General features: G+C 56.1%; 22 protein-coding genes. 2 read left to right on the top strand and 20 right to left on the bottom strand.

The features are described 5' to 3' along the window. Positions 1-2: 2 nt before the first annotated feature. The 7 genes from V5F23_RS17125 to V5F23_RS17095 form a co-directional block, all read right to left on the bottom strand. Positions 3-671 carry a chemotaxis protein gene (locus tag V5F23_RS17125; protein ID WP_338495783.1) on the bottom strand — a complete coding sequence of 223 codons (669 nt, stop codon included), beginning with the start codon at positions 669-671 and terminating at the stop codon, positions 3-5. Then, the gene (locus tag V5F23_RS17120) at positions 668-1210 is read right to left on the bottom strand and encodes a PilL N-terminal domain-containing protein (protein WP_338495781.1); all 543 of its coding nucleotides are present in this window, start codon (positions 1208-1210) and stop codon (positions 668-670) included. The genes V5F23_RS17125 and V5F23_RS17120 overlap by 4 nt, the downstream gene beginning before the upstream one ends. Before the next feature lie 102 nt (positions 1211-1312). Next, positions 1313-2062 carry an ABC transporter substrate-binding protein gene (locus V5F23_RS17115; RefSeq protein WP_338495780.1) on the bottom strand — a complete coding sequence of 250 codons (750 nt, stop codon included), beginning with the start codon at positions 2060-2062 and terminating at the stop codon, positions 1313-1315. Between the two features lie 52 nt (positions 2063-2114). Beyond that, positions 2115-2609 (bottom strand): DNA repair protein RadC, encoded by a 495-nt coding sequence (radC, locus tag V5F23_RS17110; RefSeq protein WP_338495778.1) that lies wholly within the window; start codon positions 2607-2609, stop codon positions 2115-2117. Between the two features lie 89 nt (positions 2610-2698). Next, positions 2699-2956, bottom strand: coding sequence for a hypothetical protein (locus tag V5F23_RS17105; protein ID WP_214917035.1), 258 nt, complete (start codon positions 2954-2956; stop codon positions 2699-2701). Between the two features lie 70 nt (positions 2957-3026). Then, the gene (locus tag V5F23_RS17100) at positions 3027-3584 is read right to left on the bottom strand and encodes an STY4534 family ICE replication protein (RefSeq protein ID WP_214917037.1); all 558 of its coding nucleotides are present in this window, start codon (positions 3582-3584) and stop codon (positions 3027-3029) included. Between the two features lie 863 nt (positions 3585-4447). Next, positions 4448-4789: a helix-turn-helix transcriptional regulator gene (locus V5F23_RS17095; protein WP_214917039.1), complete on the bottom strand. Its 342-nt coding sequence runs from the start codon at positions 4787-4789 to the stop codon at positions 4448-4450. 186 nt (positions 4790-4975) lie between these two features. On the opposite strand from V5F23_RS17095, the gene V5F23_RS17090 reads away from it, so the two are divergent. Then, positions 4976-5233 carry a hypothetical protein gene (locus V5F23_RS17090; RefSeq protein ID WP_214917040.1) on the top strand — a complete coding sequence of 86 codons (258 nt, stop codon included), beginning with the start codon at positions 4976-4978 and terminating at the stop codon, positions 5231-5233. 30 nt (positions 5234-5263) lie between these two features. Here V5F23_RS17090 and V5F23_RS17085 read toward each other — a convergent pair whose 3' ends face one another. The 13 genes from V5F23_RS17085 to V5F23_RS17025 form a co-directional block, all read right to left on the bottom strand. Then, positions 5264-7231, bottom strand: a complete 1968-nt coding sequence (locus V5F23_RS17085) for a DNA topoisomerase III (protein ID WP_338495771.1) — start codon at positions 7229-7231, stop codon at positions 5264-5266. Positions 7232-7454: 223 nt separating this feature from the next. Further along, on the bottom strand, positions 7455-7925 hold the full coding sequence (locus V5F23_RS17080) for a single-stranded DNA-binding protein (RefSeq protein ID WP_338495770.1): 471 nt from the start codon (positions 7923-7925) through the stop codon (positions 7455-7457). Continuing rightward, positions 7922-8440 carry a DUF3158 family protein gene (locus tag V5F23_RS17075; RefSeq protein WP_338495768.1) on the bottom strand — a complete coding sequence of 173 codons (519 nt, stop codon included), beginning with the start codon at positions 8438-8440 and terminating at the stop codon, positions 7922-7924. Before V5F23_RS17075 ends, V5F23_RS17080 begins: the two co-directional genes overlap by 4 nt. After that, positions 8437-9192: a TIGR03761 family integrating conjugative element protein gene (locus tag V5F23_RS17070; protein WP_338495766.1), complete on the bottom strand. Its 756-nt coding sequence runs from the start codon at positions 9190-9192 to the stop codon at positions 8437-8439. Before V5F23_RS17070 ends, V5F23_RS17075 begins: the two co-directional genes overlap by 4 nt. Before the next feature lie 176 nt (positions 9193-9368). Continuing rightward, positions 9369-10559 (bottom strand): STY4528 family pathogenicity island replication protein, encoded by a 1191-nt coding sequence (locus tag V5F23_RS17065; RefSeq protein WP_338495765.1) that lies wholly within the window; start codon positions 10557-10559, stop codon positions 9369-9371. Further along, the gene (locus V5F23_RS17060; RefSeq protein ID WP_214917054.1) at positions 10556-11104 is read right to left on the bottom strand and encodes a DUF2857 domain-containing protein; all 549 of its coding nucleotides are present in this window, start codon (positions 11102-11104) and stop codon (positions 10556-10558) included. Before V5F23_RS17060 ends, V5F23_RS17065 begins: the two co-directional genes overlap by 4 nt. Further along, positions 11101-12678 (bottom strand): ParB family protein, encoded by a 1578-nt coding sequence (locus V5F23_RS17055; RefSeq protein WP_338495760.1) that lies wholly within the window; start codon positions 12676-12678, stop codon positions 11101-11103. Before V5F23_RS17055 ends, V5F23_RS17060 begins: the two co-directional genes overlap by 4 nt. 14 nt (positions 12679-12692) lie before the next feature. Continuing rightward, positions 12693-12899, bottom strand: coding sequence for a hypothetical protein (locus V5F23_RS17050; RefSeq protein WP_338495758.1), 207 nt, complete (start codon positions 12897-12899; stop codon positions 12693-12695). A gap of 85 nt (positions 12900-12984) precedes the next feature. Next, positions 12985-13827, bottom strand: a complete 843-nt coding sequence (locus tag V5F23_RS17045) for a ParA family protein (protein ID WP_338495756.1) — start codon at positions 13825-13827, stop codon at positions 12985-12987. Between the two features lie 4 nt (positions 13828-13831). Beyond that, entirely contained in the window at positions 13832-14062 is a 231-nt protein-coding gene (locus tag V5F23_RS17040; protein ID WP_338495754.1) for an AlpA family phage regulatory protein, read from the bottom strand. Positions 14063-14180: 118 nt separating this feature from the next. Next, positions 14181-14930: a hypothetical protein gene (locus V5F23_RS17035; protein ID WP_338495752.1), complete on the bottom strand. Its 750-nt coding sequence runs from the start codon at positions 14928-14930 to the stop codon at positions 14181-14183. Positions 14931-15425: 495 nt separating this feature from the next. Continuing rightward, positions 15426-15716 (bottom strand): DUF1330 domain-containing protein, encoded by a 291-nt coding sequence (locus tag V5F23_RS17030; RefSeq protein ID WP_338495751.1) that lies wholly within the window; start codon positions 15714-15716, stop codon positions 15426-15428. 40 nt (positions 15717-15756) lie between these two features. Then, positions 15757-16779, bottom strand: a complete 1023-nt coding sequence (locus V5F23_RS17025) for an NAD(P)-dependent alcohol dehydrogenase (protein ID WP_338495749.1) — start codon at positions 16777-16779, stop codon at positions 15757-15759. Positions 16780-16867: 88 nt separating this feature from the next. Here V5F23_RS17025 and V5F23_RS17020 point away from each other — a divergent pair, with 88 nt between their 5' ends. Beyond that, positions 16868-17773, top strand: coding sequence for a LysR family transcriptional regulator (locus V5F23_RS17020; protein WP_338495747.1), 906 nt, complete (start codon positions 16868-16870; stop codon positions 17771-17773). Positions 17774-18234: the final 461 nt, after the last annotated feature.

The raw sequence follows: 18234 nt of genomic DNA, 5'->3' as shown, positions 1-18234 counted from the left end.
GCTCAAGGAAACTTCACGGATTGGTCTGGATGCTCGGCCACCGCAAAAATGGCCGAGGTGGGTTCCAGCGCTTTCAAGCGCCAGGTGCTGGTCTGCTCACCGCTATGCAGCAGCCGAACGTCCGCGAGGGTGCGACTGCCATGCAGGGTGATCGCCAGGAAGCGTTCTCCACCGCGAGACTCAACACCCAACACTGAAAATGGGGGCGAGAGCGGGATGGGTTTAGGGAGAGTGGTTTTTTTCGGTTTTGCAGCGAAGGGTGGCGGTGGTAGTGATGGCCTGGAGTTGAGGTCCAGGAGCTGCTTCTCGATCTGTTCCAGGCGTGCCCGTAACGCGGTCATGTCAGCCTCGGTGGCGCGGGCGGCCAGACCATCGCGCAGTTCCTGAATCTCTTGTGCCCACTGATCCAGCATCGGGTCGAGCACATTGGCTTGTTGCTCGCCGGTATCGACCATCTGTCTCAGGTCCTTCACTGTGTAATGCAGTTGTTCCTGCGTATCCTTGAGGGCGTTCGAGTCTTGCTGCAGGGTATCTAGAGCCTGTTGGTGTTGGATGCTGCTGTCCTGCAATTGCGCCACGCGCTGAATCTGGTTATATAAACCGCCGCTCAGGCCGGCGACAGCCAGGCACAGCCCTCCAACGATCAAGGTTTGAAACGTTGCAGGTTTCATGAGCGCGCCTCCGGCTGGCGGGACGAAGTAGAGGCGACTGGCCTGGCGCGGATGTCGGCTTTATGCGGTTCAAAGCAGACTGAGCGGTTGATATCGTCGACCGTGAGTTGCCAGGCCGGACCGGCTAGCACCTGAAGTGCGCCGCGCAAAGGGATCGGTCCAAGGCGGTAGTGTGCTGCTGGCAATGGTTGGCTGAAGAGCACTTTCATTGGCGCGGCATCAGGACAGAGCGAATAACCTGAGCGCAGCAGCACATAGTGCAGCGCATCCTGCACCGATGGGTTCAGGTTCGACGGAATGTTTACGTCGATGGTCTGGGCCAGAAGGTCCCGTTGCTCCGTGGTGGGTGCGGTGCTCACCAGCGTATAGCGGCCATAGCGGAGTTCTGTCTGATGACCGTCATCACCCGCACCCATTTTGGATGGGCCCCGACTCATCTCACTCTTGGTCGATGGTTTGGGTGGCGATGTATCGGGGACTTGTGCAGTACACGCGCTCAGTGCGCCCAGCAGGCAAATCGGCGTGAAAAAGCGGGTCATGAAAAGATCCTCATGTCAGGTTCAGTGCAGAACCTGACATGAGGGGAAGGGGAATTCAGTGAGAAAGGCGATTCAGGGAGCCGCGTATTACTGCGGCACGTTTCATGGTTGTTCGTTGAAAACTTCGAGTCCGGGTAAGACGGATGCCCAGGGGTCGAAGATCAACATTCGCACATCCGCCAACGCCGCCAGGTACAACACCTTGACCAAGGCTTCTGGCGTACCGGCATCGAGTTGTTCTTGTCTGAGGGACAAGTAAGAACCGCTGTCGATTTTCAACAGGTGCTCATCGGTCCAGGGTGTGCCGATCAGCTTGCATCCGATGCCGTCGCAGTCTGGCAATGTGAACAGCTCGAAAAGCAGCCCCGTTAGCCTGGGTTCGCGGGACACCCGGTCCTGCAGATAAGACATCGCCTCTGCGGGAAGATGGGCAGTACTGATCTCCCAGGACCGACTGTAGTGTCCGGTTTCGAAGCTCAAGTGATAGATCACAGCTTGAGCTTCTTCCAGAGAATACAGGTCACCGACATGGTGCCTCTGGTTTAGCCTTTCACCGATCACCGCGTAGATAACTTGGCGGACCAGCCCCATGGACTGGCAACGCTCATCCAGTTCATCCGGAATGGATTGGCCTTCGCTGATCAGGGCAAAATCATCATTGAATACGCAGGACAACAGTTGCAGTTCATCATCGGACAGATGGGCCTGCGAGTGATGCAGGGGGCGAAAGCAGGGCGGGCAGTCGTTGTCATAGGTGATTTGCAGCAGCCGCTCGATATCCAGGCTGTGGTAGCCACGCGTAAAAGGATTTGAATCTACCAGCAGCGCGAAGTCTTGATGGCTAGGGTTCATAGAGATTCTCCAGGCTAACAATGAACAAGGCACCCGAAGGTGCCTGTAAGGGTTAAAGCCAGCCGTATTCGGCAAAGGACAGCGGGCGACCTTCGCCCACGATGAAATGGTCCAATACACGCACTTCGATCAGCGCCAATGCCTCCTTCAACCGAGCGGTCAGAATGCGATCTGCTTGGCTGGGTTCGGTGCAACCAGAAGGGTGGTTGTGAACAAAAATGGCGCCTGCGGCGTTATGGGCCATGGAGCGCTTAACGACCTGGCGGGGGTATACGCTGGCCCCATCAATGCTGCCGTGAAAGAGAACTTCGAACGCCAGTACTCGGTGTTTGGCATCGAGAAAGATCACGCCGAAGACTTCGTGCTCCTGTTGAACCAGATGCAGCTTCAGGAACGAAGCCACGACGTCGGGCGAGGTCAGACCGGGGCCGCGGGTGAACAACCGACGATCCAGAATACGCAGTGCTTCATCGATCACGCGGTTTTCATGCGCGAGCCGATCAGTCTCAAGCTCAGTGGTTTCAATCAGGGTGAGTTGATTGTTCATGGTAGTGCCTCCGAATTGGATCATCAGGGGCACACACCCAAGGGGAGTGATATCCCCTCGGTGGGTATGAAGTTGCGGTTGTAGGCTGTTTACAACCTGGTGAACTGGTGACGTTGACCGTGTAGAGGAGAGCCGCAGCCATCGCAGGGCAGCGAGGAAAAAGTTTTGACTCCCCAGCCGCTTTCTGGATCGAAGTCGGCACTGATGGGCATTAGTCGAGCCAATCCAGCTTGGAGAGCGGCGATGCGTTGGGCGATTTGATCCGCCGTGTAGTAGAGGGAAAGCGCGCTGTAGTCCTCATAAGCGGCAGCGAACAAGCAATCGTCGCAAAGCCAGAAGGATTCCATGAGAGTGCTCCCATGTCGGTTCAGAAAAAGGCGCTCAAACGAGCGCCTTGGTGAGGGCTTCATGAACCGTTCAGGCGGACTGGGCGGTTTGAGTAGAGCCACGGCGAGCCGTGCGTGACGAAGGTTTAACTTCGGGTTCGTTCTCTTCAGCTTCGGCATCAGCCGATGTTGAAGCAGACTCATTGGTAGGCGCTTGCTCAACAGGTGCTGTGACTTCCTGCCTGGCGGGCGCTTTGTACTCAAACATGCCGTTGACCTTGATCCAGTCGATGAACAACAAACGGCCTTTCAGACTGGCGCCTGGTTGGCCTTGTTTGGCGCCTTTCTCATAGAGAAAGGGATCGATCCACAGGTCGCCGATGCGAAACGACAGCAACACCTTTTTCTCGGCATTGACGGCGTCCATGTAGAGGCGAACCAAACGTTCAGCTTCGCCTCCAGCGACTTTGCAATCGAAGCGGGTGTATTCCACTGCATCGCTAGCACCGTGCAGGGCTGCAATATCACAGGCCATGAATGGTTGGCCGCGACGAACTTGTACTTCACGCACACGGTTGAGATAGCCAATACCGGCGGTGTGCAGGTTGAAGTAATTGGTCACTTCTTGAGGTTGGTTGGCGTGGGCCATGGTGGTTCTCCTGTTTCAAGGAAGAACGAAGACGCACGATCCCTGACGGAAAAGTGAGTCCCCGTCAGGGTGGGTAAAGTGAGTGCAGCGATGAACGGCTGTCATCGGTAAACCGATGATGGGCAGCGCGATGCATCTGGGTGAATAGCGATACAGCAGAAGGATGTCTGCGGCGAAGTCCGCAGGCTGAGGTAGTGGGCATTCATCACCGCCGAAGCAGTGACCGTGCGAGCTTCCGAACGCTGATCGCACTTGGGTAAACCACCACAAACGTGGCGTAGCCTTGAAGGTTCTGGCTACCTGGGCTGGGCTGTCAACGACAGCGGACCACACTCTCTCTATAAGCCTGTCAAAGGGGAGCGTCAAGACGCTGCAACCCGATTTTTTACACCTGGAATACAGTGGCAGTTACTGGAATGAAAAAAGTGAAGAGTGGGCCTGACGCAAGCGCCAGGCGAGGAAGAGAGAAGCCACCTTTGACGATCTCATGCAGTCGAAAAGCTCCTCGCAAAGCTTGCTTCACTGCGTAACGATTCGCCAACCGACCCTTGTCGTGGCCTGGATCGGAACGTACTGGCACGCATCCGCGCACAAAGGGTGCCCAGTGTTTCGCCGGCGGGCTCCGGAATTGAATACGACCGCCGAAGCGGATGACCGCTGCTGTCGCTGTGTGGCAGCAGTGGTCATCCGCTGCCACGATCAGCAACGCATGAGGGCGGAAAATGATCCACTGAGAAGAAGGCTCCAAACTCATTGAGTCCGACCGAGCTGCCCGGAGCTAATCGGTCTTGGGTCGCCATTGGCGATGAACCCGAATGACTACAGCAGAAGGAGCGTCACAGCGTCAAGCAAGAGGCCAATGCTCATTTACTTCCGAGATGAGCGGCCAACTGTTCGACGGTGGCCAGGATAAACGCACGATCATGTTCTTTCAGTCCGCTCAGTAGCCCCATGATCATCTGACTCTGGTCGTTGGGGCGACTGCTGGACTCCGTCAGCAATTCATCTATTCGGCAGTCGAAGATGTCCGCCAATTGCATCAGCTTGGCGACGGACAGCTCCACCACCCCACGCTCCAGCCGCGATATCGCCTCGCTGCCAATTCCCAAGCGTTCAGCGACCTCTTCCTGGGTCAGATGGCGCTCGGTCCGGTGCTTCGCGATCATGCGTCCGATTTGGGTTTGGGTTGGATGCTTATGTGCCAAGTGATGAGTTCTCCAGTTCAACCCGAATGGTTGAGCAAAGACTCATTGACATGAACATCCTTATAAGTTGAATATCGACTGTATAGGTTGCTATTTTGACTGAAATCGACATTTACCGCGACGTGGTTTCTGTTCCCTAAGGGCCAGGGGTCTAGTGGCCGGTGTGAAGGTGAGGACTGGTTGGGCATGGAAGATGAGAGCGAGGACGTCATGGACCCCATCTGGGATCGAGCAATGGAACTGGTCATCGAGATCCATGATTCCCCGGGCAATCCCGAACACTTCGACAGTCTTGTTCACTGGCTCAATGAGAGTCCTGCTCATCTGAAAGCGTTCAACGAACTGGGCCAGATATGGATTTCGGCGGGTATCGCCTTGGCCCGTGAAATCGGACAGCCCTTGAACGAGTTAGAGCAGGACCAGCGGCCGCTGCTGATGCACTGACAATTCGTCGATCTCAGACGATGATCAGCATCAGGTACGCTGAGCTTTGTTTTTGATGGGCAAAGTGCCCTTGCAGTCAGGATAACGGGCGCATGACCAGAAGGAGCCAGCCTTCCCCTTACGCTTGCGCATCGTGTCGTTGCACCTTGGGCAGGCTGGCCCAGTCTCCACAGGCACTGCCAATCTAAGCGCTCCACAGTGCTCGACCAGCTGCGCAATCCAGTTCGCTTGCTTGGCGACGAACGCATCAAGAGATAGGCGTCCGGCTTCGATTTCGTCCAGGGCCTGCTCCCAGATCGCCGTCATTCCCGGATCTGCGACCGCCAAAGGCACTGCTTCGATCAGAGTATGAGCCGCGGCCGAAGCCATCAAGGCGCGTTTTTTCTTCAGCAAGTAACCACGGTCGATCAGGCCCTTGATGATGCTGGCCCGCGTGGCTTCGGTACCGATACCGGTGGTGTCTCGAAGTTTCTGTTTCAACCGTGGATCGTTGACCAGTTTGGCCACGTTCTTCATGGCCTTGATCAGACCGCCCTCGGTGAGTGGCTTGGGGGCCGTGGTACGCATGGCCTTGAGTTCAGCATCGCTCACGGAGCACTGTGTGCCCTGTTGCAGAGCCGGTAATACCTGGGACTTTTGAGCGAGCTCTTCGTCCTCTGTGGTGTCGTAGACCAGGCTCTTCCAACCCTGTACCAAGATCTGCTTACCCACGGCGGCCAATCGCTGACTGCCGCACGCCAGTTCGACCTCGGTGCGATCAAACTCATGGTGAGGAAGAAATTGCGCGAGGTAATGGCCGCGAATCAGTTCGTAGACGTTGCGCTCTGGTTCGGACATCCGCGCAAGATTCGTCGGAGCGGTGGTGGGGATGATGCCGTGATGCGCAGTGACCTTGGCATCGTCCCACACCCGTGAACGCAATGATCGATTGAGTTTTTCGACGGCGGATAGCAGTGCGGGATCTGTTTTGAGCAGAGCATCGAGTACTGCGGGCACCTCGTTGAACATACTCTCTGGCAGATAGCGGCAATCACTGCGCGGATACGTGGTGGCCTTGTGTGTTTCGTACAAGGCTTGGGCGATATTCAGCACCTCCTGGACGCCGAGCCCCAGCTTACGTGAGCAGACTTCTTGTAGCGTGCTCAAGTCAAAGGGTAGGGGCGGCGCTTCGCGAAGCTGCTCGGTCTGCAGCGAGAGTACCGTGGCAACTTTGCCGGCAGTGATCGCCTGGACTGCCTGAGCGGCAAGCGCCTGTTGTAGGCAGCGACCTGCCTCATCCCGATCCATGCTTGGCGGTAACCACGACGCAAGGAACGGCTGTCCTCTCGACGATAGCTGCACCTCCACCTGCCAATAGGGCACAGGGATGAAGCTGGCAATCGCGCGATCCCGATCAACCACCAGACGTAATGTCGGTGTCTGGACCCGTCCAACCGACAGCACACCGTCGTAGCCCGCTTGCCGGCCGAGGAGGGTAAACAACCGACTGAGGTTCATGCCGATCAACCAGTCGGCGCGGCTGCGGGCAAGGGCTGAATGGTAGAGGGGGAAGGTTTCGTGGTCGGTTTTCAGCGAGGACAATGCTTTGCGGATGGAGGCTTCATTGAGTGCAGACAACCAGAGCCTTTGAATGGGACCTCTATACTGACAGAGCTCCAGTAATTCGCGAGCGATCATCTCGCCTTCGCGATCGGCATCGGTCGCGATAACGACGGTAGAAGCCTCTTTAAGCAGGCGTTTGATGGCTTTGAATTGTGCTGCAGTTTTGGGCTTGACCTCGACCTTCCACTGCGAGGGAATGATCGGCAGATGCTCAAGCGACCAGCGTTTGTATTGTTCGCCATAAGCTTCGGGTGGGGCAGCTTCGAGTAGGTGGCCGATGCACCAGGTGACAGCTGTTTCGATACCGAGCAGGCAGCCGTCGCCGCGACGGGTGGCTCCGAGTACTTTGGCGATGTCTCGACCTTGAGAGGGTTTCTCGCAAAGGAATAAGCGCATAAAACTGCTCCAGATAGGGGTCCGAAGCAGAGTTGTTGAAACAGCTAATGCGCGGTATGAGAAACCCGAACCGCAGGCTTCTCATATTAATCAGTGGAGCAGCCTTGAACGGGGAGCGGTCGCTGGCCCTCTGCTGTCTGGGCATGGCGCGCATATTCACGAGCAGGGTATACGCGCAGCACAGTAGACCCGCGTAAAGGCGCATTTTTTATGCCAGTCCCCATCAATCCGTAGGTTGCTGCCCTCGACGCTTCCTGGGCTTCGATGCCGGCGGACTGGCTGGCTCTGCGCCTTGTCCACCGTGTTTTCCTGGTGCTGCCTGTTCATTGGAACGCTCGCGCATGACCACACTTTGTACACGGTGAGGCAGGATACCGACCCGACGGGCCTCGATCTTGAAGGTCACCCGCGCATTGTCCTCGCTGTCCTCCCACTCATCTTTGACCGTGCGACCCTCGACCAGTACGCGCATGCCTTTCCGGTAAAGCATGCTCCAATGTTCCGCTTCGCGGTGCCAGAGCTCAACCGGTGCCCAGTAACCGCCCCGATCTTCATAGCTACCGTCGCGGGGCACGGGATTGTCGAAGTACACGTTCAGTCGCAGCAGACGCCGTGGCTCGTCATTGCCTGAGGCAAACTCCTGGAATTCTGGCGCACTGCCGATATTGCCTTCGCCGACAAAAAAAGTACTCATCGTGATACCTCCACTGCTGTAGTGAACTGGCGCAATCGCTCGTCGGCACTGGCCATTTTGATCGCGCAGGTGGTGGCCTGGCGCAGTATCGAATGCACCACGCTCATCTGCAGGTTCAGCGCAATGCGGTCGCATTCGAATCGGTGCAAGCCCTCGCGCACAACCTGCGGCAAGGCTTTGTTGTTGAGTTGCTGTTCCCAGACCGCAACGCCCATACGGGAGAAATCCCGAGTGCGCCAGCGCAGGAAGGTGCTGCCGGCGCTGGTGTTCTGCAACACCAGGCGAAAATCCAGCAGCGAATAAGGAAGGCGTTCTACCTGCTGCACCACGGTTTCCATCAAGCGACATAGTTGCGCCTCGATTTCCCTCGCAACTTGCGCCAGGTGCTCCAACTCCCCCTTACCCTTAAATGGTTTTAAAAGGCCTTTTAGGGAGGCTGCGTGTTCGAGCTGTCGATAGGCATCTGATGTCAGCCCTGCGAAGGCTATCGGTTGAGCAGGGACCTTGAGATTCATACGTCGCCCTCGGGTTTATCCGCGGTCGTTGATGGTTCAATGGGCTCCTCAGTCGGAGTCTCAGCATCATCCATGGTCACAGCACCACGGCGAATGATCGGTGGCGCAAACTGGGAGCGGCGATGACCCTCGAGGATGTCCATGGGGGGCAGACCTAGCTTTTCGATGGCCGCCAGGGCGCGGGCGTTGTTCGCTGCCATGTCATCGCGGGTAACGCCAGAATGCCGGTAACGCTGCGCCTGGCCGAATAGGCTGCGCAGTAGATGGGCGCCGTCATCGATCCAGGTTTCCATGTCCATGCGCCCGATCAGAGCGGTGTGATGGGCCAATAGGGTATGGCGTACCAGTGTGTCGTAATCGGTCAACAGGTACACCGCCAGAAAGCCCAACTGGCTGCCGATGTACAACGGCAAGGTGACGGGGTGGATGTTGAGGTTGTCGCCCATGTCGATTTGGGTCGGCAGGTCTTGTCTGATCCGATCAAGCTGTTGGGTCAGTTCCAGCATCCCAGCCTTGGCCTGTAGCAGTTTTTCTTCGAGTTGCACCATGGCCCAGTCGGCATACGGGTCGTCCTGTGCCGCAGTTTGCTTGATCAGGTTGGTGACGCTGATATAGCCGGCCATGCCCATGATCGAGTGAACACCCTCGCGTGCAGTCCGGCCTTGCCAGATGCGAGCGGCGTGATGGGTATGCAGCGTTAACGTGATGCTGCTGCGCAACGAGCCCAAGTTGAGTTGGTAGTGATCGGCCACGATGGAGTCCTCGCATAAGCTTGGCGAGCACCTTGTGACGGATGAGCTTTGAGGGCAGCGAAAAACCTGAATGCGGTCTGTTCGGTTTGAGCTTCTGGGATGATTCCCCTGATGCCTATGGCACTACAGAGATGGGCCTCTGGAACTCCCTGGATTTGATGCCACTGGCATCAAATCTACTGACGTCCAGGACGCTTCCCACGCAGTTGGCGCAGTTCATCCAGGCAGGCTTGAGCGAGGGCAGAGGCGGGTTCACCTTTTTTTCGAGTGATCCGCACTGGAGCAGATTGAGGATGCTCTGCAATGGACGTTGTTTCTGCCTGACCTGCCCACGGATGAAACTCGCCTTTTAGCGCACGCTGAATCAGGCCCATCAGATAGGCCGCAGGTTTGCGGATGCCGCCCGCGGCACAACGTGCCCCGGCTTCGTTGAGCACCGCCTGCCTCTCTGGCAGCTTGAGTTTGTTGAGCGCCACGGTGATGGCTTGACGCTCGTTCGGGCTCAAGGTCAGCGCAGAGGGCCAGAGCACGTTATCCACCGCCGGGCTCGCGTGCGGTACTGTACAAATACTTTCTTTTACTACTGTACAGGCGGCGTTCGGATTCCGAACGTCGCCGGGAACATTGGCCTCCACACCTGGTTCGGAATCCGAACGAGGGGCGGCATGATTCCGAACGGGGTGGTCGCCGCTTTGTTCGGAATCGTGCATCGAATCTTCTGTTTGCGAGTTAGGGTTCTGATCTACCCACCGATCACCCCAGGTGTCGAGGCGGGTGGGAAGATGGCTCAGGTCGATGCTGGTATCCAGGCTGATTTCATCCAGAAGGTGCTGAGCGACGATACGCACCGCCTTGGTTGCATGCTCAAGGCAATGTCCAACCAGCTCCAGATAATCCTGATCCAGCTCCATGGCTTCGGCGGGAGTTAATGGTTCATCGTGCAGAACATACAAAGAGCCTTGCAGACGGCCACTAACCTGGTCACGCCCGCGACTCACCAAGCTGAGCCAACGAGTGAGCCTGAGCATCGTCAATACGCGAGCGATGGTTTCACGCGAGGCCGAGGTCCCGTAGGGGATGCTCGACAGATACGGTTGCAGATCCTCATAGCGCGGTGTAACCAGGCCCTGGCCTTGCAGCATGAACCGAAAAACTTGCCATGCATTGCGTTCTAACGGTGTCAAACGGTTATCCAGCAGCAAACGACGCGGTACGACTTCGTGTGCTTGGCCGCTGAATAGAAATCCAGCCTGAAGAGCCTGGTTGGAAGGTTTCTCGATGGTAGGGCGAGTGGGCCAGCGTTCGCTCAATTGCTGTGTGCATTGCTGTAGGACGCGTTGCCAACGGCTGAGCGGGACGGTGTTCATGTTTTCTTGCTGTAGTGCTCGATCTGCTGCCAGACGATGGTCAAGCTGATCTGTTGTTCCTCAGCCAAGATCATCATGGCGTCGAGCTGATCTTCGGTAGGGTCCTGCGCTCGTAGCTGACACCAGCGTTGCCACAGTGCGTGCTCCTGCGCTTCGCTCAAATTCTGCGGTCGTCCCTTGCGGGTTTCTATCTTAAGCAAACGTCGACGCAACGCGGTTTCCGAATGGGCCAAGCCGAAGTTCTGATACATGATGGTGCTGCTGGCGCCGAGCTTAAGAGCTCGGTTGATCAAGCGCTCATTTTGTTCATCGCGATCGGCTTGCTCAATTAATCTGTGCAGCACCGGCGAGTCGATCTTGACCTCGACCCAAGGTACGCTCGCGTGCGCCAGACGCGCCAGGGTGATCGGCGGCAGGGACTGCAATAAGTAGATGTCATCCTCAACCAGCCCTAACGCTTTGCAACGCTGCAAATTACCCAACCGCAGTTCATGCAGGACCTGAGTCAACATGGCTTGATTGAGTATATTGAACGACAAGTTCATGGCAGCTCCTCCGGTGAGTTGTCTTCAGCGGCAAGCGTTAATTCGATCAGGCGCCGGGCCAAGCGGATCAGGCGATATAGCTTGATCAGTAAATGGTCCGGCAGGCGTTCCAACCCCACATCCATGGTTGGTTGATCTGTCAGGGGCAACTGATATACCCCCAGCAACAGTTGCCCAAACAGGGCTGAGGGCAACAGTTTGCGGTCCTCCCAGTCCACCTCATCTTGAGCACGCAACAGGGCCAGAAGCAGTAGATGGACACCGGTCGCATGCGGTGTCGCCAGATCGATCTGCTCCATATCGAGGATGAAGCCCAGGCCATCCTGCTGAGTGATGATGATCTCGGGCCGCCCGGCATAGGCTGCCATCTCTCTCGCCAGTGTAGCGATGGCTGAACGCAGTTGTTCGGGGGCATCCAGCGCAGGGGCGATTGTCCAGATATCGTTACTCGCAAAGTTTTCAACATCTTCTGATGCTTCGGTACACGTTTCGCGTTTGATCTGGTCGCGGATCTGTTGAACGCGTGATGGAGGGCTAACCTCGGGGATAGCGCTTGTTCCAGGCATTGCGGGGAGCTTTGGTGTCAGGTCGGTCTTCGAACGGTGCTTATGGTCAGAAGACTCAAGTTCAGTGCGACGAGGGGTTCCCTCTTCATCACCTGATGGAGGCGTGTGCGTTGCTTGCGTGGTCACGGCAACGCTAGGTAACGGCAGAGGGCGTTGGGGGTCGCCCAGCTCCAAAGCCAGCATGCGGTAAGACTGCCCGAGCAATTGGCTCATTCGCTCGAGTAGTTCATCCTGGATCTGTTCAAGGTCGAAGGACTCGGGCTCGGCATCAAAAGAGGCCAGGGTGTCCAACCAGAGCTCGGTGAACTCAAGGCTATTGGCCGGATAGCGATTCCAGGTTTTTTCTGCCTGGCTACGCAGACCTATCAGGCGTTCAATTTGCGATTTACCCAATCCGGCATACAGTGTTTGCGGGATAGCAGGCAGCAAATATTCCAAGGTGTCGAGCATCCGGCTGATATGCGATTGCGAAATCGGATAGCCCCCGGAAGCGAGGCGTTTCGCCAGTTCGCGCTGCGAGAGTGCACCTTCATCCTGTTCAAACATGGTCTTGAGTTTTGCAACGGCAAGGGCGCGTTCGATGAAGGTGAGTTGGCCGTGCAAATCGCTTTCTGCCAGATGACCGAGCAGGGCAGTAGCTTCATTGGTCCAAGGTCGAAACAGGCAGTGGATACGAAAGAAGCGTTCGTCATGGGTCTCTTGCCACAGTTCTCCGAGAATCGCCAGGCGGGTGTTGCCGCCGTTGCGAATGATGAAGGTCGGTTCACCCGGCCGGCGGGTGATCGGTGGTGGCTGATCCAGCCCTCGTTCGCGGATTGAGGCCTTGATATCGTCGTATAGCGGATTACGGATGAAGCGCGGGTTATGTTCGTAGGGCCGCAACTGCTCCAGCGTGACCAACATAGGCGTGTCAGTAAGTGGATCGGACAGCCGCTCCAGTTCTGGCCCTCGAGGGAAATGGTCCTGGTGCAGTTTGTCGGTGATGTCTTGTTGACTGAGCTTCTTCATCGGAACAACCTCAGTTAACGTCGGTTCAAATGGTCACCGACCTCAAATTTCACGATTTCGGCAGTCCCTGAACCTTCGAAATGTCGGGAGAGTTCTGCGAGGAACCACCCCATGGCGGAGCGCCCATCCTGCAGGCGAAAGACCACGGTGCAGTACTCCTCGCAAGGTGAGTGGTGTGGTCGAATGGAGGGCGGAACGATGATGGGGAGCTGATCCAACATCAAAAGACTCCTTGCCAATCGCTATTGGCCACAAGGTCGATCAAACCCAATGACTGGGTGAGAAATACCATTTGGGTGATTAGTCTCATTGAGTCTCCGTGTATCTGTTCACCGTAGAGATCGCTTCGCGCCATTCCGGAAACAGTTCGATGGCCAGCGTTTGCATGATTTCCAAAGTAGATGGCGAGTGTCGTTCGCGCGGCTGGCGCGTCTTGATTCGGTGGGCCGGTATGCCGAGGGAGGCGGCGTTGAGATATGCCACTCGGTCTGGAACTACGGTTTCTAGAATCGAGATGTTGGTAGCCCCAGCGAAAGTCTCGCGCAGGCCACGAATGATCATCCGTGTATCCACCCGAATGGCATTCACCTGGTTCAGTAGCAGTCGCAAGGGGGGCGGTGTAATTCCCAGGAGGCGGAACGGCTCGAGTTCGCTGAGTAGCTTCAAGGTGCCGCGCTGCAGTTCGCGGGCGGCGAGCATTTCCGGCGGGATGGGAGAGAGGGCGAGGTCGGAGGCGAGGATGGCCATCTCCAGCAGCACGCTACGTGCGCCTTGGGTGTCGATCAAAAGCAGGTCATAATGGAGGCGAAAATTGTCGAGCAAGTTACGCAGCCGTAATCGCCCGTCGGGGGCGTGCAGCAGCAAGGTGCTCAGTCGACCTTGATCGTCGTTGGATAGGATCAAATCGAGCCCATGAATGACCGTCTTGGAAACAATCTCAGCAAGCGTTGTTAGGTTGAGTGCGATGAACTCGTATGCACCCGCATCAGTCTTCTGTTTCAAGGCGTAATAGCCAGAGAGGGTAGGTTGGCTATCCAGGTCCAGCAGCAGAACGCGCAGACCCGCATCCGCCAGAAGACCTCCGAGATTCGCGGCTACTGTGGTTTTGCCCACGCCCCCCTTAGTGGACACCACCGATACCACACGCATGACGTCAGCCCCGCTGCGCCAAGCGCTCGCTGACCCACCGCTCGATCTCCAGTGAGTCCCAGCCCACAGCCCGCAATCCAATGCGTTTAGCCTGAGGGAATTTCCCTTCCTTCATCAAGTTGTAAATGTGCGCGCGCTTGAAGCCTGTTTTTCGCTCCACCTCGTCACGCCGCATGATGTGACGTTCTACCTGCAATTGAGGTGCTTCAACGATGGGTAAGGATTGGATGGACACGCTAGTCACTCCTGGCGCGGATTGGCGCGTAGTGGGAAGTGACCTGAATTGAATAGCAGAAACGGGGGGCAGTCATTGCACTGCAATAGTACCTATTGCAATGCAATGACTGCCGGACTTACGTCCGGGAAAGGCTCCGCCGGGCGGCGGCGAACTTTTCATCGAGAGAGCGTTTGCTCAAACCTGGAGTGCCTTCATAGTGCGCAGTTATTGAATCAACGATAGCGGCTTGGCTATCGAACACGGAGTTGGGTTTTCCAGCTGGCGAGGATCCGAGGAGGGTTTCGAGTAAGGCACCGATAACATGCTGATATCCAGTTTCGCTGCGCTCGCTGAGCTTACCTTGTGCTTTAACGAGTGCACGTAAGCTTTCCCGTTCCAAACCGATAGCCTTGAGTTCCTCAAGGAGCTCACGAAGGGCGGCGTCACTCGCTTTGAGCTGTACTTCCAGCGCCTCCCGGTCAGCTCGCAATGTCAGGTAAGTACCAAAACTGATTTGTTCATTCTCAGCGGGCAGTTTTCCAAATAGGAACGCCGGACGCTGATCGGGATAATGATGTGACATCCACCATTTGAGGTCGGTATGCCTGACCGTGAGCAGCCTACAGTCGATGGGGGTTCCTGGAGCTACCGTCACGCCAAAAAGGCCAAACGGAAGCTCATGGTTGCGAACAGCATCGAATATCCTTTCGATGTTGGCAGGAAGACACGGCCATTGGGGGAATGTTTTGGAAAGCGAGGTGGAACAATCCCATGCGGCATCAAGAATCTGAGCCTCGTAAATCATAAGGTCACACCAGCGAATTGCGACATCAATGGGACGGTAAAACAATTTCTCCAGCTGATTATAGCTTTGGGATGTGTACATATTAGCGGCCTCATGCCTGAGGGAGCAGATCCGCTAGGTACGTGTTAGAGGCTTGTACAGGCCTTAGCTTCCTTGCGGTGGCTGTCTCTTCATTAAACTGATCTAGTGGAAAGCTGCACCCTGGCGGATCGGCATGCCGATCGCCAGCGATGATTCGCAGATTATGCAGATTGCTGCTGCACTGGTCAGCGACCCGGGGTGCGATCCGGTCGAGACGGGTAATTTGGCGTCGACCATGGCCTTTCAGCAGGGCGGGCCGAGTTGGCGAGCGCACCTTACTGCTCCCCAATTGCGTTGTCTGAGTATTCCTGACGCATAGCCCATACCATTTTACCGAGTGCCTCGGCGTGTGGTGATGGGCGATCAGGTGACCGGGACTGCCACATGGACTAGCGAAAATGCTCGCAGGTTCCCCTGCGCGCTTCATTTCCTGAATAGTAAGCCTAGGTAAGTGTCCTTCGACGGCTGCAGGGTTCTGGATCCTCGGTAGGAGTTTTAACTTACGCCGTCTACGACAAACCCTCGATAGACTGCACCCTTGAGCCTGTGTCCAACGATGGACTGATACGCGTCGCCGTGATACCAGGCCGTGGCCTCTTCGAATGTTGGGAACGAGAAAAGTACAACACCTTCTGGTAAGTCCCCTTCAAACGCCTCAATCCGTTGATAGGCTGAAAGCACCGTGGACTGCAGGCCGGCAAGAGCAATGGTCGCTTTTTGTGCATAGATCTCAAGCTCGTGCTGGTCGACCGTTTTTTCTCGGATGAAAATTACATAAGCAGTCATGATCGATCCTTTAGTTATCGTTGACTGGGTGGTCATCACATCAGTGGCTGATAACGACCTTGCCGAAAACGTCGCGTGTCATGAGTTTTTCGTACGCCAGCTTGGCGTTCCCAAACTCAAAACGACTGTCGATTACAGGGCTGATTCCATGCGCGGCGATGCCTGCGATCAAATCTTCCAGATCTTGTCGACTGCCCAGAGCGATGGGCTGGTATCGCGCCTGGCTCATGAACATGGACATGAAGTCTACGCTGCCTTCCAAGCCCGCCAGTACACCCACCATCGAAACCTGGCCACCCACCGCAATGGCTTTGACCGATTCCTGGAAAGTGCCTGAGCCACCCACTTCAACGATGCGATTGACACCATTGCCGTTGGTAAGCGCTCGGACCTGTTGCGACCATGCGGGATGAGTTTTGTAGTTGATGATGTCGGCTACACCCAACAGCTTGAGCTGTTCGGCCTTATCATCGCTGGATGTCGTGGCAATGACACGCGCGCCCAGCGCTTTCGCAAACTGGATGGCGAACAACGAGACGCCCCCCGTTCCCTGTGTCAGTACCGTGTCGCCTGCGCTTACTCCTTTGACCGCAGACCACGCAGTGACCGCAGCACAAGGTAGGGTAGCGGCCTCTTCAAAGCTCAGACTGTCAGGAATGTGTGCCAGAGCGTTTTCTGACGTGACGCGGTAATCTGCCAGCCAGCCGTCGACATCATATGAGTACTGGGAATACTTTCCGGTAAACGGCCCGTCGATCCATTCAGGGAAGAATGAGTTCACGACTCGATCCCCCGTGACGAAGCGAGTCACTCCCTCGCCAACGGCGACCACCTCACCTGCACCATCGGAAAGAGGGATGGTGCCCGACGGTACGGGCGCTGTGTAGTGTCCTTGCAGAATGAGGATGTCTCGGAAATTCAACGAGGAGGCGCGTACGCGGACGACGACTTCGCCTGAGGCCGGAATCGGAATCGGAATCGCTATGGCACCGTTGACAAGGCCATCGAGCCCGCCAAATTTTTCGAGGTGATAGGCGCGGTTTTGTTTGGTTTCAGCATTCATGAAACAATCCTTTCTAGGGGGTTGATACATTATTTTCCCCTTGAATGCCGTGGTTGATAATCCACTGCCACCCACTCATACTGTTTAGATGAACTACACAATCGGACGCGATGAGTTAGATGGGGTTCTCGTGTTCTTGGCGGTCGCCGAGGAACGCGGCTTCAGGGCGGCTGCACGCCGCCTTGGCATTACGCCATCAGCTGTTAGTCAGGCGATACGCACATTCGAGCAGCGAGTGGGGGTGCCACTGCTGGCTCGAACTACCAGAAGCGTCGGACTGACAGAGGCTGGAGAAAGACTGTTGCTTCAAGTGCGGCCTGCTGCTCAGCAGGTACTTTTGGGAATTGAGTCCGCGCGTAACTTCGGTGAGTCTGTAACCGGGCTGCTTCGAATCAGTGTTCCCAGGGCAAGTGTTCCTATGCTGACAGAACGCTTCGTGCCTGGGTTCCTTAACGCGAACCCGGGAATACAGCTTGAATTCGTCGGTGATGATCACCTCGTGGACATCATTGATGAAGGTTGCGATGCCGGAGTACGACCGCGTTCTTATGTACACGCTGATATGGTTGCGGTGCCTCTGACCGTTGAGGAACCCAGCATTGTTGTAGGTTCAGCGTCCCTGATTGCGCGCTATGCGCGGCCTCTGCTACCTGATGATATCTTAAGCCTGCCGTGCATCACCTATCGGCAGGCGGGTATTGTGTTGGACAACTGGACATTCAACGTCTCGGGTGAAAGATACGTAGTGCGGGTTCGCGGTCCGTTGATACTGGATGATGTGGCCGCTTGTATTTTCGCCGCGGAGCGAGGGGTCGGATTGTTCATGCTCCCGCGATCTCTCGTTGCGCGCAATATCCACGCAGGAACACTTGAAGTCTTACTCGAAAGCTTCTCGGTGACCTTTCCCGGATTGGCGCTTTATTATCCCAGTCGGCGAAATGTACTGCCCAAACTTCGCGCATTCATCGACTATGTTTTAGTCAGCAGACCTTGACAAAGGCATTGCAGTTGCTCGGTATGCGGGCCAGGAAGTGAAAAGCGCCTCGCATTGCAGGCTCCTCCTTTAGGGGTTACCCGGTGTTTTATAAACGATGGATCTAAATCGAAAAGTACAACGCGAACTTTTGCAAAGATTTCTGCTGACTGTCGCCTACCCGACGATATTCTGGGTTGCAATCACGTTGCATGAGTGAAGATAGACATCAGCGCTGATCACTGAAGACGCAATACCGAGTTGGATGGAGTAAAGGAGCGCTTCCATGGCCGCGCAAGAAAACAGTTGGTGAAAGTCTTTGCCTTGTTGAATCTTTGCGCGACGTACCGACACTTTCTGACGAAGGCGGAGGTGCCTCTGTAATGCAGGTCCAGAGTCCGCTTTCATCCTCATTATTTAGGGGGAGTGTAACGCCCTGAATCGCCTCGGGTTTTCTAAACACTCCCCAAGCTTGCTGTGTA

Origin of the sequence: Pseudomonas sp. WP18 (assembly GCF_036689585.1) — a bacterium.
Lineage (GTDB): Bacteria > Pseudomonadota > Gammaproteobacteria > Pseudomonadales > Pseudomonadaceae > Aquipseudomonas > Aquipseudomonas chlororaphis_E.
Note: the sequence above shows the minus strand (reverse complement) of the source record. Positions and strands in the feature narration are given on the sequence as shown.

What these genes read in the sequence shown, in the direction of transcription:
- V5F23_RS17125 (WP_338495783.1), bottom strand. Translation starts at nt 671, where the DNA reads ATGAAACCTGCAACGTTTCAAACCTTGATCGTTGGAGGGCTGTGCCTG.
- V5F23_RS17120 (WP_338495781.1), bottom strand. Translation starts at nt 1,210, where the DNA reads ATGACCCGCTTTTTCACGCCGATTTGCCTGCTGGGCGCACTGAGCGCG.
- V5F23_RS17115 (WP_338495780.1), bottom strand. Translation starts at nt 2,062, where the DNA reads ATGAACCCTAGCCATCAAGACTTCGCGCTGCTGGTAGATTCAAATCCT.
- radC (WP_338495778.1), bottom strand. Translation starts at nt 2,609, where the DNA reads ATGAACAATCAACTCACCCTGATTGAAACCACTGAGCTTGAGACTGAT.
- V5F23_RS17105 (WP_214917035.1), bottom strand. Translation starts at nt 2,956, where the DNA reads ATGGAATCCTTCTGGCTTTGCGACGATTGCTTGTTCGCTGCCGCTTAT.
- V5F23_RS17100 (WP_214917037.1), bottom strand. Translation starts at nt 3,584, where the DNA reads ATGGCCCACGCCAACCAACCTCAAGAAGTGACCAATTACTTCAACCTG.
- V5F23_RS17090 (WP_214917040.1), top strand. Translation starts at nt 4,976, where the DNA reads ATGGAAGATGAGAGCGAGGACGTCATGGACCCCATCTGGGATCGAGCA.
- V5F23_RS17085 (WP_338495771.1), bottom strand. Translation starts at nt 7,231, where the DNA reads ATGCGCTTATTCCTTTGCGAGAAACCCTCTCAAGGTCGAGACATCGCC.
- V5F23_RS17080 (WP_338495770.1), bottom strand. Translation starts at nt 7,925, where the DNA reads ATGAGTACTTTTTTTGTCGGCGAAGGCAATATCGGCAGTGCGCCAGAA.
- V5F23_RS17075 (WP_338495768.1), bottom strand. Translation starts at nt 8,440, where the DNA reads ATGAATCTCAAGGTCCCTGCTCAACCGATAGCCTTCGCAGGGCTGACA.
- V5F23_RS17065 (WP_338495765.1), bottom strand. Translation starts at nt 10,559, where the DNA reads ATGAACACCGTCCCGCTCAGCCGTTGGCAACGCGTCCTACAGCAATGC.
- V5F23_RS17060 (WP_214917054.1), bottom strand. Translation starts at nt 11,104, where the DNA reads ATGAACTTGTCGTTCAATATACTCAATCAAGCCATGTTGACTCAGGTC.
- V5F23_RS17055 (WP_338495760.1), bottom strand. Translation starts at nt 12,678, where the DNA reads ATGAAGAAGCTCAGTCAACAAGACATCACCGACAAACTGCACCAGGAC.
- V5F23_RS17050 (WP_338495758.1), bottom strand. Translation starts at nt 12,899, where the DNA reads ATGTTGGATCAGCTCCCCATCATCGTTCCGCCCTCCATTCGACCACAC.
- V5F23_RS17045 (WP_338495756.1), bottom strand. Translation starts at nt 13,827, where the DNA reads ATGCGTGTGGTATCGGTGGTGTCCACTAAGGGGGGCGTGGGCAAAACC.
- V5F23_RS17035 (WP_338495752.1), bottom strand. Translation starts at nt 14,930, where the DNA reads ATGTACACATCCCAAAGCTATAATCAGCTGGAGAAATTGTTTTACCGT.
- V5F23_RS17030 (WP_338495751.1), bottom strand. Translation starts at nt 15,716, where the DNA reads ATGACTGCTTATGTAATTTTCATCCGAGAAAAAACGGTCGACCAGCAC.
- V5F23_RS17025 (WP_338495749.1), bottom strand. Translation starts at nt 16,779, where the DNA reads ATGAATGCTGAAACCAAACAAAACCGCGCCTATCACCTCGAAAAATTT.
- V5F23_RS17020 (WP_338495747.1), top strand. Translation starts at nt 16,868, where the DNA reads ATGAACTACACAATCGGACGCGATGAGTTAGATGGGGTTCTCGTGTTC.